The 15233-nt window shown below is 43.0% G+C and carries 16 protein-coding genes; 13 read left to right on the forward strand and 3 right to left on the reverse strand.

Annotated elements, in window-relative coordinates:
- Positions 1–160: 160 nt before the first annotated feature.
- Entirely contained in the window at positions 161–1192 is a 1032-nt protein-coding gene (hemE, locus tag ACST14_RS06770) for a uroporphyrinogen decarboxylase (RefSeq protein WP_459461893.1), read from the forward strand.
- Between the two features lie 31 nt (positions 1193–1223).
- On the opposite strand, the gene guaB is transcribed toward hemE, so the two are convergent.
- Positions 1224–2693: an IMP dehydrogenase gene (gene guaB, locus ACST14_RS06775; protein WP_459461895.1), complete on the reverse strand. Its 1470-nt coding sequence runs from the start codon at positions 2691–2693 to the stop codon at positions 1224–1226.
- A gap of 151 nt (positions 2694–2844) precedes the next feature.
- Here guaB and ACST14_RS06780 point away from each other — a divergent pair, with 151 nt between their 5' ends.
- From ACST14_RS06780 to ACST14_RS06825, 10 genes are read left to right on the forward strand one after another with little or no spacing between them, the layout of a single operon-like run.
- Complete coding sequence (locus tag ACST14_RS06780) at positions 2845–3213, forward strand: NADH-quinone oxidoreductase subunit A (RefSeq protein ID WP_459461897.1); 369 nt, start codon at positions 2845–2847, stop codon at positions 3211–3213.
- Positions 3213–3761 (forward strand): NADH-quinone oxidoreductase subunit B, encoded by a 549-nt coding sequence (locus ACST14_RS06785; protein ID WP_459461899.1) that lies wholly within the window; start codon positions 3213–3215, stop codon positions 3759–3761. The genes ACST14_RS06780 and ACST14_RS06785 overlap by 1 nt, the downstream gene beginning before the upstream one ends.
- Before the next feature lie 3 nt (positions 3762–3764).
- Positions 3765–4262, forward strand: a complete 498-nt coding sequence (locus tag ACST14_RS06790) for an NADH-quinone oxidoreductase subunit C (protein ID WP_459461901.1) — start codon at positions 3765–3767, stop codon at positions 4260–4262.
- Positions 4263–4271: 9 nt separating this feature from the next.
- A complete protein-coding gene (locus ACST14_RS06795; RefSeq protein WP_459461903.1) occupies positions 4272–5507 on the forward strand; it encodes an NADH-quinone oxidoreductase subunit D in 1236 nt (411 codons plus the stop codon).
- A 3-nt stretch (positions 5508–5510) separates the two neighbouring features.
- The gene (locus tag ACST14_RS06800; RefSeq protein ID WP_459461905.1) at positions 5511–5996 is read left to right on the forward strand and encodes an NADH-quinone oxidoreductase subunit NuoE family protein; all 486 of its coding nucleotides are present in this window, start codon (positions 5511–5513) and stop codon (positions 5994–5996) included.
- 8 nt (positions 5997–6004) lie between these two features.
- Positions 6005–7345: an NADH-quinone oxidoreductase subunit NuoF gene (gene nuoF, locus ACST14_RS06805; RefSeq protein ID WP_459461907.1), complete on the forward strand. Its 1341-nt coding sequence runs from the start codon at positions 6005–6007 to the stop codon at positions 7343–7345.
- Between the two features lie 20 nt (positions 7346–7365).
- Positions 7366–8397, forward strand: coding sequence for an NADH-quinone oxidoreductase subunit G (locus tag ACST14_RS06810; RefSeq protein ID WP_459461909.1), 1032 nt, complete (start codon positions 7366–7368; stop codon positions 8395–8397).
- Complete coding sequence (nuoH, locus tag ACST14_RS06815) at positions 8398–9522, forward strand: NADH-quinone oxidoreductase subunit NuoH (RefSeq protein ID WP_459461912.1); 1125 nt, start codon at positions 8398–8400, stop codon at positions 9520–9522.
- A 4-nt stretch (positions 9523–9526) separates the two neighbouring features.
- Positions 9527–10045, forward strand: a complete 519-nt coding sequence (locus tag ACST14_RS06820; protein WP_459461914.1) for a NuoI/complex I 23 kDa subunit family protein — start codon at positions 9527–9529, stop codon at positions 10043–10045.
- 7 nt (positions 10046–10052) lie between these two features.
- Positions 10053–10568 (forward strand): NADH-quinone oxidoreductase subunit J family protein, encoded by a 516-nt coding sequence (locus ACST14_RS06825; RefSeq protein WP_459461916.1) that lies wholly within the window; start codon positions 10053–10055, stop codon positions 10566–10568.
- A gap of 190 nt (positions 10569–10758) precedes the next feature.
- On the opposite strand, the gene ACST14_RS06830 is transcribed toward ACST14_RS06825, so the two are convergent.
- Positions 10759–11418: a hypothetical protein gene (locus ACST14_RS06830; RefSeq protein WP_459461918.1), complete on the reverse strand. Its 660-nt coding sequence runs from the start codon at positions 11416–11418 to the stop codon at positions 10759–10761.
- A 156-nt stretch (positions 11419–11574) separates the two neighbouring features.
- On the opposite strand from ACST14_RS06830, the gene ACST14_RS06835 reads away from it, so the two are divergent.
- Both ACST14_RS06835 and ACST14_RS06840 read left to right on the forward strand, forming a co-directional pair.
- On the forward strand, positions 11575–12630 hold the full coding sequence (locus ACST14_RS06835) for a sensor histidine kinase (RefSeq protein ID WP_459461920.1): 1056 nt from the start codon (positions 11575–11577) through the stop codon (positions 12628–12630).
- 1 nt (position 12631) lies between these two features.
- On the forward strand, positions 12632–13348 hold the full coding sequence (locus tag ACST14_RS06840) for a LytR/AlgR family response regulator transcription factor (RefSeq protein ID WP_459461922.1): 717 nt from the start codon (positions 12632–12634) through the stop codon (positions 13346–13348).
- On the opposite strand, the gene ACST14_RS06845 is transcribed toward ACST14_RS06840, so the two are convergent.
- Positions 13332–15233, reverse strand: a complete 1902-nt coding sequence (locus ACST14_RS06845; protein WP_459461924.1) for a TonB-dependent receptor — start codon at positions 15231–15233, stop codon at positions 13332–13334. The genes ACST14_RS06840 and ACST14_RS06845 overlap by 17 nt on opposite strands.

The raw sequence follows: 15233 nt of genomic DNA on the forward strand, positions 1-15233 counted from the left end.
GATAATCCCCTTCGGACTAATTTCCCTCCGGACTCTATCCCTTCCGACTCCGGACTTTTTCCTCCGGACTCTTTCCCTTCGGACTCTCTCCCTTCGGACTCCGGACTTTTTCCTCCGGACTCTTTCCCTTCGGACTAATTTCCCTTACCTTTGTACGCTTATGGAAAAACTACAAAACGATCTTCTTCTTCGTGCCGCGCAAGGATTACCTGTGGAGCGAATCCCGGTTTGGGTGATGCGTCAGGCAGGGAGGATTTTACCTGAATATAGAGCTGTAAGGGCGAAAGCGGGTTCATTTATCGGACTTGCAACGCATCCAGAGATGGCGGCGGAGGTGACGATTCAGCCGGTGACGCGTTTTGGGGTAGATGCAGCGATTATCTTTTCGGATATTTTAGTGGTTCCGGAGGCGATGGGTTTGCCCTATGTGATGGAGGAGCAGAAGGGTCCGGTTTTTCCAGAGGTGATTCGTTCGAGAGCAGATTTAGCGAAGATTAGAGAGGCAAATCCGGAGGAGGATTTGAAATATGTATTAGATGCGATTAAGATCGTGAAGAAAGAGCTGGCTGGCAAGGTTCCGTTAATCGGATTTGCCGGTGCGCCGTTTACGATTTTCTGTTATATGGTGGAGGGGAAAGGTTCGAAGACTTTTTCTCAGGCTAAAAAGATGCTATATGCGGAGCCTGAATTAGCACATGCTTTGTTGCAAAAGATTACAGATTCCACGATTGCCTATTTGAAGGCGCAGGTGGTGGCGGGGGTTAATTTAGTCCAAATTTTTGATTCCTGGGCGGGCATTCTATCGCCAGCACAATACTCGGTGTTTTCGACTCCTTATCTACAACAGATTTGTGATGCGGTGACGGAGGTTCCGGTGACGCTTTTTGCCAAAGGTGCTTTCTTCGCTCGCGAAGAGATGGCGGCATTGAATTGCGCTACCATTGGTTTGGATTGGAATATGGATATCGCGGAATCGCGTCGAATAGTAGGGCCTAATAAGACCTTGCAAGGAAATTTAGATCCTTGTGCGCTTTATGGCGATTTCAAGACGGTGGAAGCGGAGACGAAGAAGATGATTGATCAATTTGGGACGCAGCGCTACATTGCGAATTTAGGTCACGGGGTTTATCCTGACATTGATCCAGATAAGGTGCAATGTTTCGTGGATACGATTCAAAACTATAAAGCATAATAAAGGCCTCGCGATTTGCGAGGCCTTTATTTTATTTTGCCGAATAATTAGGCGCTTCTTTCGAGATGCTCACATCGTGTGGGTGACTTTCTTTCACACCGGCTGAAGTGATTTTGACGAATTTCGCTTGTTGCATTACTTCTATCGAAGATGCACCGCAATAACCCATGCCGGCTTTTAGGCCGCCGACCATTTGGTACAAAATCTCTGTCACTGAACCTTTGAATGGAACGCGACCTACGATTCCTTCTGGAACTAATTTCTTGATATCATCTTCTGCGTCTTGGAAGTAGCGATCTTTTGATCCATCTTCCATGGCTTCTAATGAACCCATTCCGCGATATGATTTAAATTTACGTCCTTCTAAAATGATCATCTCACCCGGAGCTTCGTCCGTGCCAGCTAATAAGGAGCCGATCATGACGGTGCTTGCACCGCCAGCGATCGCTTTCGCTACATCGCCTGAATAACGAATACCTCCGTCAGCGATGACAGGGACATCGTATTTTTGTAAAGCTTTGGCAGCTTCATAAACTGCTGTTAATTGTGGCATACCCACACCGGCGATGATACGGGTGGTGCAAATACTTCCTGGCCCCACACCTACTTTTACCGCATCAGCTCCAGCTTCCGCTAAAGCAACGGCTGCGTCACCTGTGGCGATGTTACCGACGATTACGTCTAGGGTAGGGAATGCTTTTTTGACTGATTTCAAGGCATCGATTACTCCTTTCGAGTGACCGTGTGCTGTATCGATGCTGATAACGTCTACGCCTACTTGAACTAAGGCTTGCACGCGATCGAGTAAATCGGGTGTCACGCCCACTGCGGCACCTACGCGAAGACGGCCTAGGAGATCTTTCGATGCCAAAGGATGAGACTTGCGCTTCAATATATCTTTATAAGTAATCAAACCAATTAATTTCCCATGCTTATCGATGATGGGTAATTTTTCGATTTTATGTTCTTGCAAAATGCTTTCGGCCTGTTCCATGCTGATTCCTTCTTTGGCCGTAATCAAATTATCCTTCGTCATGATCTCAATCACGGGACGTGTGCTTTGTTTTTGGAAACGTAAATCACGGTTCGTCAAAATACCCACTAAAAGTCCTGCGTTATCAATCACCGGAATACCACCGATTTTGAATTCCTTCATAATTCGTTGCGCATCCCCTAAAGTGGAGTTATCTTTCAAAGTCACTGGGTCGATGATCATCCCTGATTCAGAACGCTTTACCTTCCGAACTTGAGCAGCTTGTTGCTCGATCGTCATATTTTTGTGAATGATACCGATGCCACCTTCCTGCGCTAGCGCAATGGCTAAAGCAGCTTCAGTTACCGTATCCATCGCGGCAGAAACAATCGGAATATTCAACCAAATATTGCGTGTAAGGCGAGATGAGGTACTTACCTCGCGAGGTAAAACCTCCGAATAAGCAGGAAGTAACAGTACGTCGTCGTAGGTTAAAGCTTCGAAAAGAAATTTGTTGGAATCGAGCATAGCAAATAATTTGAATAGGGTGATGTGTGTTACCCTTATTTGCAGGACAAAATTACACGAAATTTCTGAAATATTTAAATCCTTTTCTTATTTTTTCTCTCAGATTTAGATTTTTAGCTGTAAATTGCGGCTTGAATTTTAAGCCTTTGTAATGAATTATCAACCTCAGGATTTCCTTCCGATTTTTGTTCAGTTTGCTGCTGCTTTGGCATTTATTGTAGCTACCATGTTAGCTACTCACGCGTTAGGACCTAAACGCAATTCTAAAAAGAAAGACGATACCTTCGAATGTGGGATTGAATCGATCGGGGATGCGCGTACTCCTATCTCAGTTAAGTATTTTTTAGTAGCCATTCTTTTTGTGCTATTCGATATAGAAATCGTCTTTATGTATCCATGGGCGGTAAATTTTAAGCAATTGTCTTGGACAGGTTTTTATGAAATGCTTGTGTTTATGGGCTTACTTTTAGTGGGCTTCTTATACGTATTGAAAAAAGGAATTTTAAAGTGGGAGAAATAATGAGTGATTCATCTGTAAAAATCGTAGAGGCGCCGGAAGGTGTAGAAGGACAAGGTTTTTTCGCTACGTCATTAGATAGTTTAGTGGGTTTGGCGAGAGCTAATTCGCTTTGGCCATTACCCTTCGCAACATCTTGTTGCGGAATTGAGTTTATGTCTACGATGGCATCACATTATGATATCGGTCGTTTTGGTGCGGAACGTTTAAGTTTCTCGGCGCGTCAAGCGGACGTTTTAATGGTGATGGGAACGATTTCGAAGAAGATGGGACCGGTTTTAAAGCAAGTGTATTTACAGATGGCTGAGCCACGTTGGGTTTTGTCTGTAGGGGCTTGCGCTTGTTCAGGTGGTATTTTCGATACCTATTCTGTACTTCAAGGAATCGATCGAATTATTCCCGTAGACGTGTATGTGCCGGGTTGCCCACCACGTCCAGAGCAAATTTTGGATGGTTTTATGCAAATCCAAGAATTAGCAAAAAAAGAAACTACGCGTAGAAGAAATGAGCCAGAGTACAAGGCGTTATTAGCTTCCTACGGAATAGAATAAGATATGAACTCAAAGATAATCGAGGCGCTCCAAGCGCAGTTTGGTGAGGAGGGTGTTTACGGAATAGGGGAATCCTACGGCATTTTGCAGGTGACGACGTCGGTAGAAAATATTGTTCCGATGATTCACTTTTTGTATGCGCATCCGGTATTTAAGTTTCAGTTTTTGACGGATTTGGCGGGGATTCATTTTCCGGAGGCTAAAGGTCAAGAGCTAGGAGTGATTTACCACTTGCATAGTTTAGAGAACAATGTACGCCTTTGGATTAAGGCCTATGCTCCTATTGAAGCCCCTAATTTCCCTACGATCACTGATTTGTTTGCATCAGCGAACTGGATGGAGCGTGAGGCGTTTGATTTTTATGGTATCATCTTTGATGGTCATCCTAATTTGATCCGTATTCTGAATATGGACGATATGGATTACCATCCGATGCGAAAAGAATATCCTTTAGAGGATGCGACGCGTCACGATAAGATTGATGAAATGTTTGGACGATAAAAAAAAGACATGTCTGAAATAGCTTTAGTAAATAGCCCAAATGTAGGATTAGATAAAACACAAAAAGGGGGACCTTATGTGAATGAATTATCTACGTTAAACTTAGGCCCCACGCACCCGGCGACGCACGGTATTTTCCAAAACATCTTAACGATGGACGGAGAAACAATCGTAGACGCGGAGCAAACGGTAGGTTACATCCACCGTGCTTTTGAAAAAATCGCGGAACGTCGTCCTTTCTACCAAATCACCACTTTAACAGACCGCATGAACTATTGTTCCGCTCCTATTAATAATATGGGCTGGCACATGACGGTAGAGAAATTATTAGGTATCGAAGTTCCAAAGCGCGCGCAATACATGCGGGTGATCATGATGGAACTAGCACGTTTAACGGATCACATTGTTTGTAATTCGATCTTAGCGGTAGATACCGGAGCCTTAACGGGTTTCTTGTATGTGTACCAGTGGAGGGAGTTTATCTATGAGATTTACGAGGAGATGTGCGGTGCACGTTTGACTACGAATATGGGTCGTTTCGGAGGTATGGAGCGTGATTTCACACCCGTTGCGATCGAGAAAATCAAAAAATTACTAAAAGAACTTCCGGCGGCTTTGAAGGAATTCGAAGGTTTAGTGATGCGTAACCGTATTTTCATGGATCGTACTCAAAACGTAGGTGGAATTTCCGCTGAACGTGCTTTAAACTATGGATTTACAGGTCCTAATTTACGTGCGGCGGGGGTTGACTATGATGTACGTTCGTTGAATCCGTATTCTTCTTATGAAGATTTCGAATTCGATGTTCCTGTAGGAACGAAAGGCGATACGTATGATCGTTTCTTAGTACGTGAAGAGGAGATGTGGCAAAGTTTGCGCATCATCCAACAAGCGATGGATAACCTTCCTGAAGGTTCTTACCACGCAGATGCACCCCAATATTATTTACCGGATAAGCAAGACGTCTACCACAACATGGAGGCCTTAATCTACCACTTCAAAATTGTGATGGGGGAGATTGATGCACCAGTGGGAGAGGTTTATCACTCGGTAGAGGGCGGAAACGGAGAATTAGGTTTCCATTTAGTTTCTGACGGAGGTCGTACACCTTACCGTTTGAAGTTCCGTCGTCCCGGATTTATATATTACCAGGCTTTCCCAGAGATGATCAAGGGAACCACCCTTTCAGATGCGATCGTAACGATGTCATCGATGAACGTAATTGCAGGAGAGTTAGATACTTAAGACATGAGCAAGATTGTTTTCCCAGCAGAAACGCTGGAATTAGTTAAAAAAATTATCGCACGCTACCCTGATGGGAAGCAGAAGTCGGCTATTTTACCCATCCTTCACTTAGCGCAAGCCCAGTGGAAATGGTGCTCGCCAGAGGTGATGGATTATGTAGGGACCCTCATGTCTATCAGCTCCATCGAGGTATACGAGGTGGCGTCTTTCTACACGATGTTCCATTTAGAGCCCGTGGGCGATCACGTGATTGAATATTGTCGCACAGGCCCTTGTTGTTTAATGGGTGGCGTGGAAGTATATGATCACTTGAAGAAACGTTTGAAAATTAAGACCGGCGAAACGACGAAGGATGGCAAGTTTACCATCAAAGAAGTGGAGTGTTTAGCCGCTTGTGGTTGGGGTCCTGTATTCCAAATCCGCGAAAAATACTACATGCACCTAACGAATGAGAAGGTGGATGAAATTATAGATGAATTGAGCAAATAAGGCCTAAGATGAAAATATTAACCGAACATATAGACGTACCTAACATCGACACGATCGATGTGTTCATGAAGCATGGAGGGTATGCAGCGGTCAAAAAAGCGTTAAAGAAAATGACTCCAGACGAAGTAACCGAAGAGGTGAAAAAGTCAGGTCTTCGCGGTCGTGGGGGCGCAGGTTTCCCGATGGGAATGAAGTGGTCTTTCTTAGCGAAACCAGAGGGTGTACCTCGTTATTTAGTTTGTAATGCGGACGAATCAGAGCCTGGTACGTTCAAGGATCACTATTTGATGTGGAAATCCCCACATACCTTAATCGAAGGAATGATCGTTTCTTCTTTTGCCTTAGGAGCAAACACCTCGTACATCTATGTGCGTGGGGAATTAATGTATGTGATTGCTATTTTAGAAAAAGCGATTCAAGAGGCTTACGATAAAGGATTATTAGGTAAGAACATTTTGGGTTCGGGTTATGATTTAGATTTATTCGTTCAGCCAGGTGGTGGTGCGTATATCTGTGGAGAAGAAACGGCTTTATTAGAATCTTTGGAAGGTAAAAGAGGGAATCCTCGTAATAAACCGCCATTCCCAGCTGTTAAAGGATTATGGCAATGTCCTACCGTTGTAAATAACGTAGAATCTATTGCGGCTACATCGTGGATCATTAACAATGGTGGCGATGCGTATGCCGCGATCGGTATAGGACGTAGTACGGGAACGAAATTAATATCGGCATCGGGTCACATTAAGAAACCAGGTGTATATGAGATTCCCTTAGGGATTACGGTCGAAGATTTCATCTATTCGGAGGAATGGTGCGGCGGTATTCGTGATGGACATAAATTAAAAGCAGTCGTAGCCGGTGGTTCGTCTGTGCCTATCTTACCGGCTGAGTTAATTTTAACGACGGCTGCAGGCGAGAAGCGTTTAATGACCTATGAATCTTTATCGGATGGAGGCTTTTTATCTGGAACGATGTTAGGCTCGGGAGGTTTTGTGGTGATGGATGAGACGGCTTGTATCGTTCACAATACCCTGACTTTTGCGAAGTTCTACCACCATGAATCTTGTGGGCAATGTTCTCCTTGCCGCGAAGGTACGGGTTGGATGGACAAAGTATTGAACCGAATTGAGCATGGTCAAGGTCGCAAAGAGGATATCGATCTGTTAGTCGATGTGGCAAAGAAAATTGAAGGAAATACGATTTGTCCTTTAGGGGATGCGGCGTCTTGGCCAGTGGCTGCGGCGATCCGTCACTTCCGTGATGAATTCGAGTGGCATATTGAACACCCAGAATTAGCGACAAAACCGGGCGCAGTATTTATGCGTAAGGGGGCTAGTTGGACTAAATAATTTGGCAGAAATTAACGAATATGAAAGTTACGATAGATAATATCACCCTTGAGGTAGAACCAGGAACCACTATCATGCAGGCAGCTCGCATGATCGGGCCTGAGATTGCTCCGCCAGCTATGTGCTATTATGAGCCTTTGAAGGGTTCAGGAGGAAAATGCCGTGCTTGTTTAGTGAAGGTGACAGCAGGATCTGAAAAAGACCCTCGCCCGATGCCTAAATTAGTTCCAGCCTGCATTACAGCTGTTCAAGACGGGATGATCGTGGAAAATACGGTGAACGAAGACGTGATTGAAACGCGTAAGGGCATCGTAGAATTCTTGTTATTAAATCACCCATTGGATTGTCCAGTGTGTGATCAAGCGGGAGAATGTCATCTGCAAGACTTCTCGTTCGAGCATGGTGTTTCTTCGACACGTACCGTGGAAGAGCGTAATACCTTCGAGCCGACTGATTTAGGGCCGAATATTCAGTTACACATGAACCGTTGCATTTTATGTTACCGTTGTGTGTACACGGCTGATCAAATCACAGATGGCCGTGTTCATGGCGTCATGAACCGAGGTGATCATGCGGAGATCAGCACGTATATTGAGAAAGCGATTGATAACGACTTCTCGGGTAATGTCATTGATGTGTGTCCGGTGGGCGCATTAACAGATAAAACGTATCGTTTTAAGAGCCGTGTTTGGTTCTCTAAGCCGGTGGATGCGCATTGCGAGTGTAGCAAATGTTCTGGAAAGGCGACGATCTGGTACAAAGGCGAGGAAGTGATTCGCGTGACGGGTCGTAAAAACCAGTGGGGCGAAGTTTCTGATTTCATTTGCAATAGCTGCCGTTTTGATAAGAAGAAAACAGCGGATTGGGTGATCGAAGGACCTACAAACGTTTCGCGTCATTCAGTGATCTCTGCGAATAAATATGGTGCGAATTTGATTAAACCTGCCTTCCCGGTGTTGCAAGCTGCCCGAGACTACAAGTTAATTAATGACGACCGCGACCGTAGTTTTTTAGGAATTCAACCTGCTTTACCTACTAGTAAAAAGAAATAGATGGACTTATTTGATTCAGTTTTTATTGCCAAAGCTTCCTTCATCGGTATCGTATTCGCGATTACCTTAGGGATAGCGGCTTATTCAACCTATTTCGAACGTAAGATCGCAGCCTTCATGCAAGACCGTATTGGTCCAGATAGAGCGGGTCCTTTTGGGATTTTACAACCTTTAGCGGATGCGGTGAAGATGTTCATGAAAGAGGATTTCATTCCCGCGAACTCGAACAAATGGTTATTTATCATGGGTCCTTGTTTGTCTATGTTGACTGCCTTGATGACTTCGGCTGTGGTACCTTTTGTAGATACAGTAACCATTTCTGGTGTGACATTTGACTTGCAGGGCATCGATGTGAATATCGGTATTTTATGGGTTTTCGGTATTGTTTCTTTAGGTGTTTATGGCATCTTGATCGGTGGCTGGGCTTCGAATAATAAGTATTCTTTGTTAGGCGCGATTCGTGCCGCCTCCCAAAACATCTCGTACGAACTTGCGATGGGTCTTTCGATCATCGCGATTTTAATGATGACCGGATCTCTTTCAACAAAGGCAATTGTAGAGGCACAACAAAACGGCCATTGGAACATCTTGTACCAACCGATGGGCTTCATTATCTTCTTGATTTGTGCGTTTGCGGAATGTAATCGTACACCCTTTGACTTACCGGAGTGTGAAACAGAGTTGATTGGAGGCTACCATACGGAATACTCTTCGATGAAATTAGGCTTCTATTTGTTCGCGGAATACATCAACATGTTTATTTCAGGAGCGGTAATGGCTACCCTTTATTTTGGTGGTTATGATTATCCTGGTATTGGTTTTGTGACAGAGCAATTAGGCGAAACAGCAGCTACGTTGATTGGGGTGGGAGCTTTAATTGGAAAGGCTTTGGCCTTCGTATTCATCTTCATGTGGGTGCGCTGGACCTTACCTCGTTTCCGTTATGATCAATTAATGGGCTTAGGCTGGTCAGGTTTAATACCTTTAGCCATGTTTAATATTGTGGTAACAGGTTTAGGTGTTTTATTGAACCAACAGATCTTATTAGGGATTGCTGGTGTGGTCGTTTTCATCGCGGGAATCGTGTTGTACGATCAATTATTTGTTAAGAAAAAAATAGCATAGCGATATGAAATTAAGTAACCGAACGAAGGTAGTAGAGCAAGGCGAAATGACTTTAGCGGAACGCATGTACCTTCCTGCGATTGTAGGCGGCATGGCGACGACTTTAAAGCACTTTTTTTCGAAGCCGGTGACGATTCGTTACCCAGAGCAGACACGTTATTTGGGTCCTATTTACCGTGGTCTACACATCCTGAAGAAGGATGAGCAAGGAGCAGAGCGTTGCACGGCCTGTGGTCTTTGCGCGGTGGCTTGTCCAGCGGAGGCTATTTCGATGGTCGCTGAGGAGCGTAAGAAAGGAGAAGAGAAATTGTACAGGGAAGAGAAGTATGCCAAAGTATACGAGGTCAACATGTTACGTTGCATTTTCTGCGGTCTTTGCGAGGAGGCTTGTCCGAAAGAGGCAATCTTCTTACGTCACGATCAAATGGTTCCTGTATTCAGTAGCCGCGATGAGGTGATTTACGGGAAAGATAAATTAGTTGAAAAAATGGACCAACGCTATTTGCGTGAGGGCTGGAAATAAGATAATTATGGAGATTTCTAATATTTGGTATTTTCTTTCAGGTTTAACATTACTTAGCGCCCTAATGGTCGTTTTAGCGAAGAACCCGATTCACTCGGTTCTTTACCTTGTTTTCACTTTCTTTTGCATCTCTGGCCATTACGTCCTTTTAAATGCTCAGTTCTTGATGGCCGTTAACATCATCGTTTACGCCGGTGCCATCATGGTTTTATTCCTTTTTGTGATCATGATGTTTGATCTGCGGAAGAATCAACCAGAGTCTAAGTCGAACTTAACGAAGTTAGCGGGCTCCGTAGTAGCCGGTTCTCTTTTAGTGGTTTTAATCGCATTAATTCGTCAGAATAATTTCATGTCGCCTAAAATCGAAGGTTTCAACTCCCAAACGGGTATGGTCGAAAATCTAGGTAAAGTCTTGTATTCAGAGTACTTATTGCCTTTTGAGCTGGTGTCTATCTTGTTCTTTGTGGCGATGGTAGGTGCGGTGCTGTTAGGTAAGAGAGAGGCCGGGGAAAGGAACTTCTAGTGTAAAAGAATAAAGCATAGAGCACAAAGAATAAAGTTGGAATCCGCTTCACGGAAACGTATGTGAAATGTATTTCAAAAAATCATTAAAAAAGGGAACCTTTCGGGTTCCCTTTTTTAATGCCAACTCTATGCTTTATTCTTTGTGCTCTATGCTTTAAATCTATACTCTATTCTCTCTAATCTCTAAACTATTTTCCGCGAATGCGGCGATAATCAAAAACCCCCACCTTCACCCCCAGCGTACCTGCAGCTCTGGACATCCCAGGAGTTTTTTCCTCACCGAAAGCGAAGCGGTAATTCGCTCCACCGAATACTTTGACATATTTGAAAAGGTTCACTTCTAGGTTAATTCCAGGTTGAACGCCCAAGGCGTTTTGCCCTCTTCTGTTATAACGGAAACCAGGACCGGGTTGAGGCATTACCATACTACTACTTAAATAGGCAGGAACAATTATTGAAGCTTCCTCCTGAATTCGACCAATGGCTAATGGGAAACTCAAATGGAATACCTTATTTGCCATGGGCGTTACTTCCATCGTAAAGGCAGAGAAGCGTTGTTGTGGGTCCATTTGCATGCCGCCGTCGCGGCCGCGCATCGAGTTGAAAGAGGCGATACCTAAAGACAACTTATTGTTTAAATGCACCTGAAAACCCATTCCACGCTCGGGGCCGCCTTTACCAAAAAGCACTTGCGATTGTAATGATAAGCCGAAGGATTGAAGACGAGCAGGTTTGAAAAGTGTCTTCATTTGGGATGAAGTGTCTTTATTGATCTTAAGTAAGGTCTCTTGACTAAAGGAATTAAATCCTATTAAGAGAAAGGCAAGTAGGCGGATTGAATTTTTCATATTCTTTATATTTTTTACGAATGTACACTTTTATATACTTGAAAAATGTTAATTAGATGGAAGGTCGTTTTTTGAAGATTAATGGTCTGATTCTATCGATGAAGCCATAGTGCGGATTGCACATATTTATCTAGATTTGTAAAAATCAATTGATCTATGTGGCAAGCTGGTAATAACAAGAAGACAAAACTTACCTTTCAGGTGTTATTTAATCTGATCCTTTGGGGGATGTGGGTGGGTTTGCCTTTACTTAGTCCGGTGCATCAGACACATGATAATTCGCATCCGCATCCTCACCAGAATCCGGAGTTTTCAGAGCATATTTGGGTGGAGCTCATGACAGTGATGCCCCTTTTTTATGTTATTACCCTGCTATTGATTCCCTATGTGTTTAAGAAGATGGGGATTTGGGTTTTCTCTGCGAGTCTGATTTTGACCAATGTGGGTTTCTTCTTTTTACAGGAGGTATTTCACCATTTCTTTTTGGAATTTGAACATGAACATGGTCCAGCGCCAGAGATGTTAGGGATTTTTCCTTTGATCATGGTGTCTGCGATTGCGTCCGCTTATGGTTTGTTATTAGAATTTTTAGAGCAGGATTCGCACAAGGAGGAACAGAAAAATGAACAATTGAAATCGGAATTATCCTTTTTGCGTTCGCAGATTAGTCCGCATTTTATCTTTAATATCCTGAACAGTATTGTGTATTTAATTCGGACCAAAGCCTCTGAGCAGGCGGAGGACGTAACCATGCGTTTATCTTCTTTAATGCGTTATATGTTATATGATTCGGACCAAACGATGGTTCCTCTGACGAATGAATTAGCGTATTTAGAGAATTATATTGATCTCCAAAAAATGCGTTTCGATGGTAATGTTGCTTTTGATTTTCAAGTTAAAGGTGATGGTATGGGGCAAATGATCGAACCCATGTTATTGATCCCTTTTGTTGAAAATGCGGTGAAGCACGGAGTTGGTTTAGTAGATAAGCCTTTTATCAAGGTGGAACTCGAATCAAATGAACAAGGCTTACATTTTCAAGTGAAGAATAAAAAGGGTAAAGAGGAGCAGGTTTTTAAAGATCCAAGTTCTGGAATTGGTTTAAAAAATGTGAAACGACGTTTGGAATTATTGTATCCGAATAAACATAAATTGACTATTCAGGAAGATGAATTGAATTTCTCTGTGGATCTAACTTTAGAATTAAAATAAGATGGAAAAAATGAATTGCCTAGTCGTGGACGACGAAGTGATGGGCCGAAAATTAATCGAAGAGAATGTGAAGCAAATTCCCTTCTTGAATTTGGTGGGATCTTGTTCGAATGCCTTTGAGGCGATGGAAGTTCTTCAGAAGGAAAAAGTTGATTTGATCTTTTTAGATATCCAAATGCCTGGAATTTTAGGGACCTCATTTTTGTCTTCTTTGGCCATAAAACCCCTGGTTATTTTTGTTACGGCTTATGCAAATTATGCAGTGGAAAGTTATAACCTGGATGCGGTAGATTACCTCATGAAGCCAGTTAGCTTAGATCGATTTATGTTGAGTGCAAATAAGGCGTACCATATTTTTATGGGAAAAACGGTGATCGAAAAGGAGCCTTTAGAAGATTTCTTTTTCGTAAATGTGGAGTATTCTTTAGTTCGAATTTCGATTCCTACGATCAGTCATGTGGAAGGTTTGAAAGATTATGTGAAGATTTTTGTGGAGGGGGAACGCTATCCGATTTTGACAAAACAGACGATGAAAAGTGTGGAAGCGAAGGTAATGCCACACGGTTTTATGCGCGTGCACAAATCATTTATCGTGAATTTGAAGAAAATCGAATCGATCAAACAGCAGCGCATTAAGATAGGCAATTTTGAAATTGCGGTAAGTGATTCACATATAGGGGAATTAATGGAGCGTCTGAATGCTAGTAAGCTAAATTAAGTTGTAGGCCCATATGGAAGTTTCTGCCGGGGGATGGATTATAGAAACGACCACCGGTTGCATTTAAATCTGGTCCAGACGAATAGCGTTCGTCGCCTACATTATCTACTGCCGCCCACAAAGTCCATTTTTTTCTTTCATAGCTTATTTTTGTGTTCCAAAGTCGATAGGAACCCATTCGCTCTGTATTCGTATCATTTAAGAATTGATAGTCTACAAATTGAAAGTTTTGTATCAAGCTCAAACCTGAAGGGTGGCGCCAATACAAAGTCGTTGCTTGTTGGTAAGGAGTCGTTCCTGTCAAGAAGTTTCCATTCGCAAACCGGAAGTTTTGCCAGGTATGCGATTGTTCTAAAGTCAGGGTGGGATTGATCTTCCAGGTAGAACTTAATTCCAAACCTTGCTGTGTCGTAGAACCCGCATTTGTGAAATAATCCGATCCATCCGCCGCTCTGCGAATCACGATTGTTTCATCTAAATTAAATTGATAGATACTTAGATCCCAGTTGAACTTGGCATATTTCCCTCGATAGGTTATTTCGTGGTTCCAACCTTTTTCTGCCTTTAAATTCCTATTGATTATTCCAGTTGATGGACGCATTTCGGAAATACTGGGCGGGGAATATCCGTGGGCTACTTTAGCGACGATGCTTTGGTGGGATCCTAATTTTCGTAAGATGGCTAATCGAGGCGAGAAGATGACTTCGTTTCCGATGTATTCTGTCCAATAGCTACTTAAACCACCAGAGAAGGTAAATATCCAATTATTTAGACCAGAATATTCGTTTTGTAAAAACAAACTTCCTTGTTGCACATGCGTGTTTTGTGTTAGCTGTAAGGTGTCTTTTATGCCATTTTTATTGCCAAAAGTCGAACTATTCATCTGACCTGTTTGGTATTCAAATCCGAGATCAGAACTGAATAATCCTTTTCGATGGATGACTCCTCTAGTGGAATAATTGGGTTCATTCCGGATTTCATAATTTCGTATGGTCGGGTTTTCTACCTCATTGACTTGCATGGATTGACTAAGGTCCCAAGCCCAAAGATTGTTTATCACTTGCGAGGCTTTTGCACTAAAACCATAACTTTTTATTTTGAAAGTAGCTCCTTGTTGTTGCGCACTTTTGAATATACCTGCTGCTGGTCTAGCTTGCTCTGGATTGGCTATCATCTGGGCCTTCGTTAAACCTCCTGGTGTTTGGTAGGCTAAGTCCACATAATAGGTCGTCAAATCGATGTTCAAATCCCTCGCAAAACTGTGGTGGAATTCATAAGAAATCCATTGCTTTTTCATGGCGGATTGCACTCGATAGCCTTCCTGCTGGTTAAATGAGGCATAAAGCCGGTGATTTTCAGAGGAAATGTCGACCCCACTTTTTATTCCCCCTAGCGAATGATAGACCTGCTCAGCACTAATTTTATTTCCCTGTGGGGCACTTTCAAAAAGTAGGGCACCTCCAGTTCCAGCGCCATAGATTCCTGCGGCTGGACCTTTAGTGACGGTTAGTGATGAAAATAGTGCAGGTTCTAGCAGTGAAATATAGGTGTTATTTCCTGCATCAGTGAAGGGAATTTGATTCCAGTAGACTTTGGTATTTCTAACCCCAAAAGGAGCTCTCAATGAACTTCCTCGAATCGCAATACGGTAACTTCCAGGAGAGCGTTCTTCCATTCGGATTCCAGCCATAGAATTGAGGGCGGATACGAATTGAGTTGAACTTAGTCGCTGCAGATCCGTGCTGCGTACAAAAGCATCCGGGGTGTTTAAGGCACTTCGTTTTTGCTCGAAAATAGTCACTTTTACCTCGTCGAGAATTTTGGTTGAATCCTTTTGGGCTAAAAGAGGAAAATAGAAAAACAGGAATAGAATTAGTTTCTTCAT

The sequence above is a fragment of the Aquirufa sp. A-Brett2-15D genome (genome assembly GCF_054558735.1).

Bases quoted from the DNA above. Each gene is read 5' to 3' on its own strand.
- hemE (WP_459461893.1), top strand. From the start codon at position 161: ATGGAAAAACTACAAAACGATCTTCTTCTTCGTGCCGCGCAAGGATTA.
- guaB (WP_459461895.1), bottom strand. From the start codon at position 2,693: ATGCTCGATTCCAACAAATTTCTTTTCGAAGCTTTAACCTACGACGAC.
- ACST14_RS06780 (WP_459461897.1), top strand. From the start codon at position 2,845: ATGAATTATCAACCTCAGGATTTCCTTCCGATTTTTGTTCAGTTTGCT.
- ACST14_RS06785 (WP_459461899.1), top strand. From the start codon at position 3,213: ATGAGTGATTCATCTGTAAAAATCGTAGAGGCGCCGGAAGGTGTAGAA.
- ACST14_RS06790 (WP_459461901.1), top strand. From the start codon at position 3,765: ATGAACTCAAAGATAATCGAGGCGCTCCAAGCGCAGTTTGGTGAGGAG.
- ACST14_RS06795 (WP_459461903.1), top strand. From the start codon at position 4,272: ATGTCTGAAATAGCTTTAGTAAATAGCCCAAATGTAGGATTAGATAAA.
- ACST14_RS06800 (WP_459461905.1), top strand. From the start codon at position 5,511: ATGAGCAAGATTGTTTTCCCAGCAGAAACGCTGGAATTAGTTAAAAAA.
- nuoF (WP_459461907.1), top strand. From the start codon at position 6,005: ATGAAAATATTAACCGAACATATAGACGTACCTAACATCGACACGATC.
- ACST14_RS06810 (WP_459461909.1), top strand. From the start codon at position 7,366: ATGAAAGTTACGATAGATAATATCACCCTTGAGGTAGAACCAGGAACC.
- nuoH (WP_459461912.1), top strand. From the start codon at position 8,398: ATGGACTTATTTGATTCAGTTTTTATTGCCAAAGCTTCCTTCATCGGT.
- ACST14_RS06820 (WP_459461914.1), top strand. From the start codon at position 9,527: ATGAAATTAAGTAACCGAACGAAGGTAGTAGAGCAAGGCGAAATGACT.
- ACST14_RS06825 (WP_459461916.1), top strand. From the start codon at position 10,053: ATGGAGATTTCTAATATTTGGTATTTTCTTTCAGGTTTAACATTACTT.
- ACST14_RS06830 (WP_459461918.1), bottom strand. From the start codon at position 11,418: ATGAAAAATTCAATCCGCCTACTTGCCTTTCTCTTAATAGGATTTAAT.
- ACST14_RS06835 (WP_459461920.1), top strand. From the start codon at position 11,575: ATGTGGCAAGCTGGTAATAACAAGAAGACAAAACTTACCTTTCAGGTG.
- ACST14_RS06840 (WP_459461922.1), top strand. From the start codon at position 12,632: ATGGAAAAAATGAATTGCCTAGTCGTGGACGACGAAGTGATGGGCCGA.
- ACST14_RS06845 (WP_459461924.1), bottom strand. From the start codon at position 15,233: ATGAAGAAACTAATTCTATTCCTGTTTTTCTATTTTCCTCTTTTAGCC.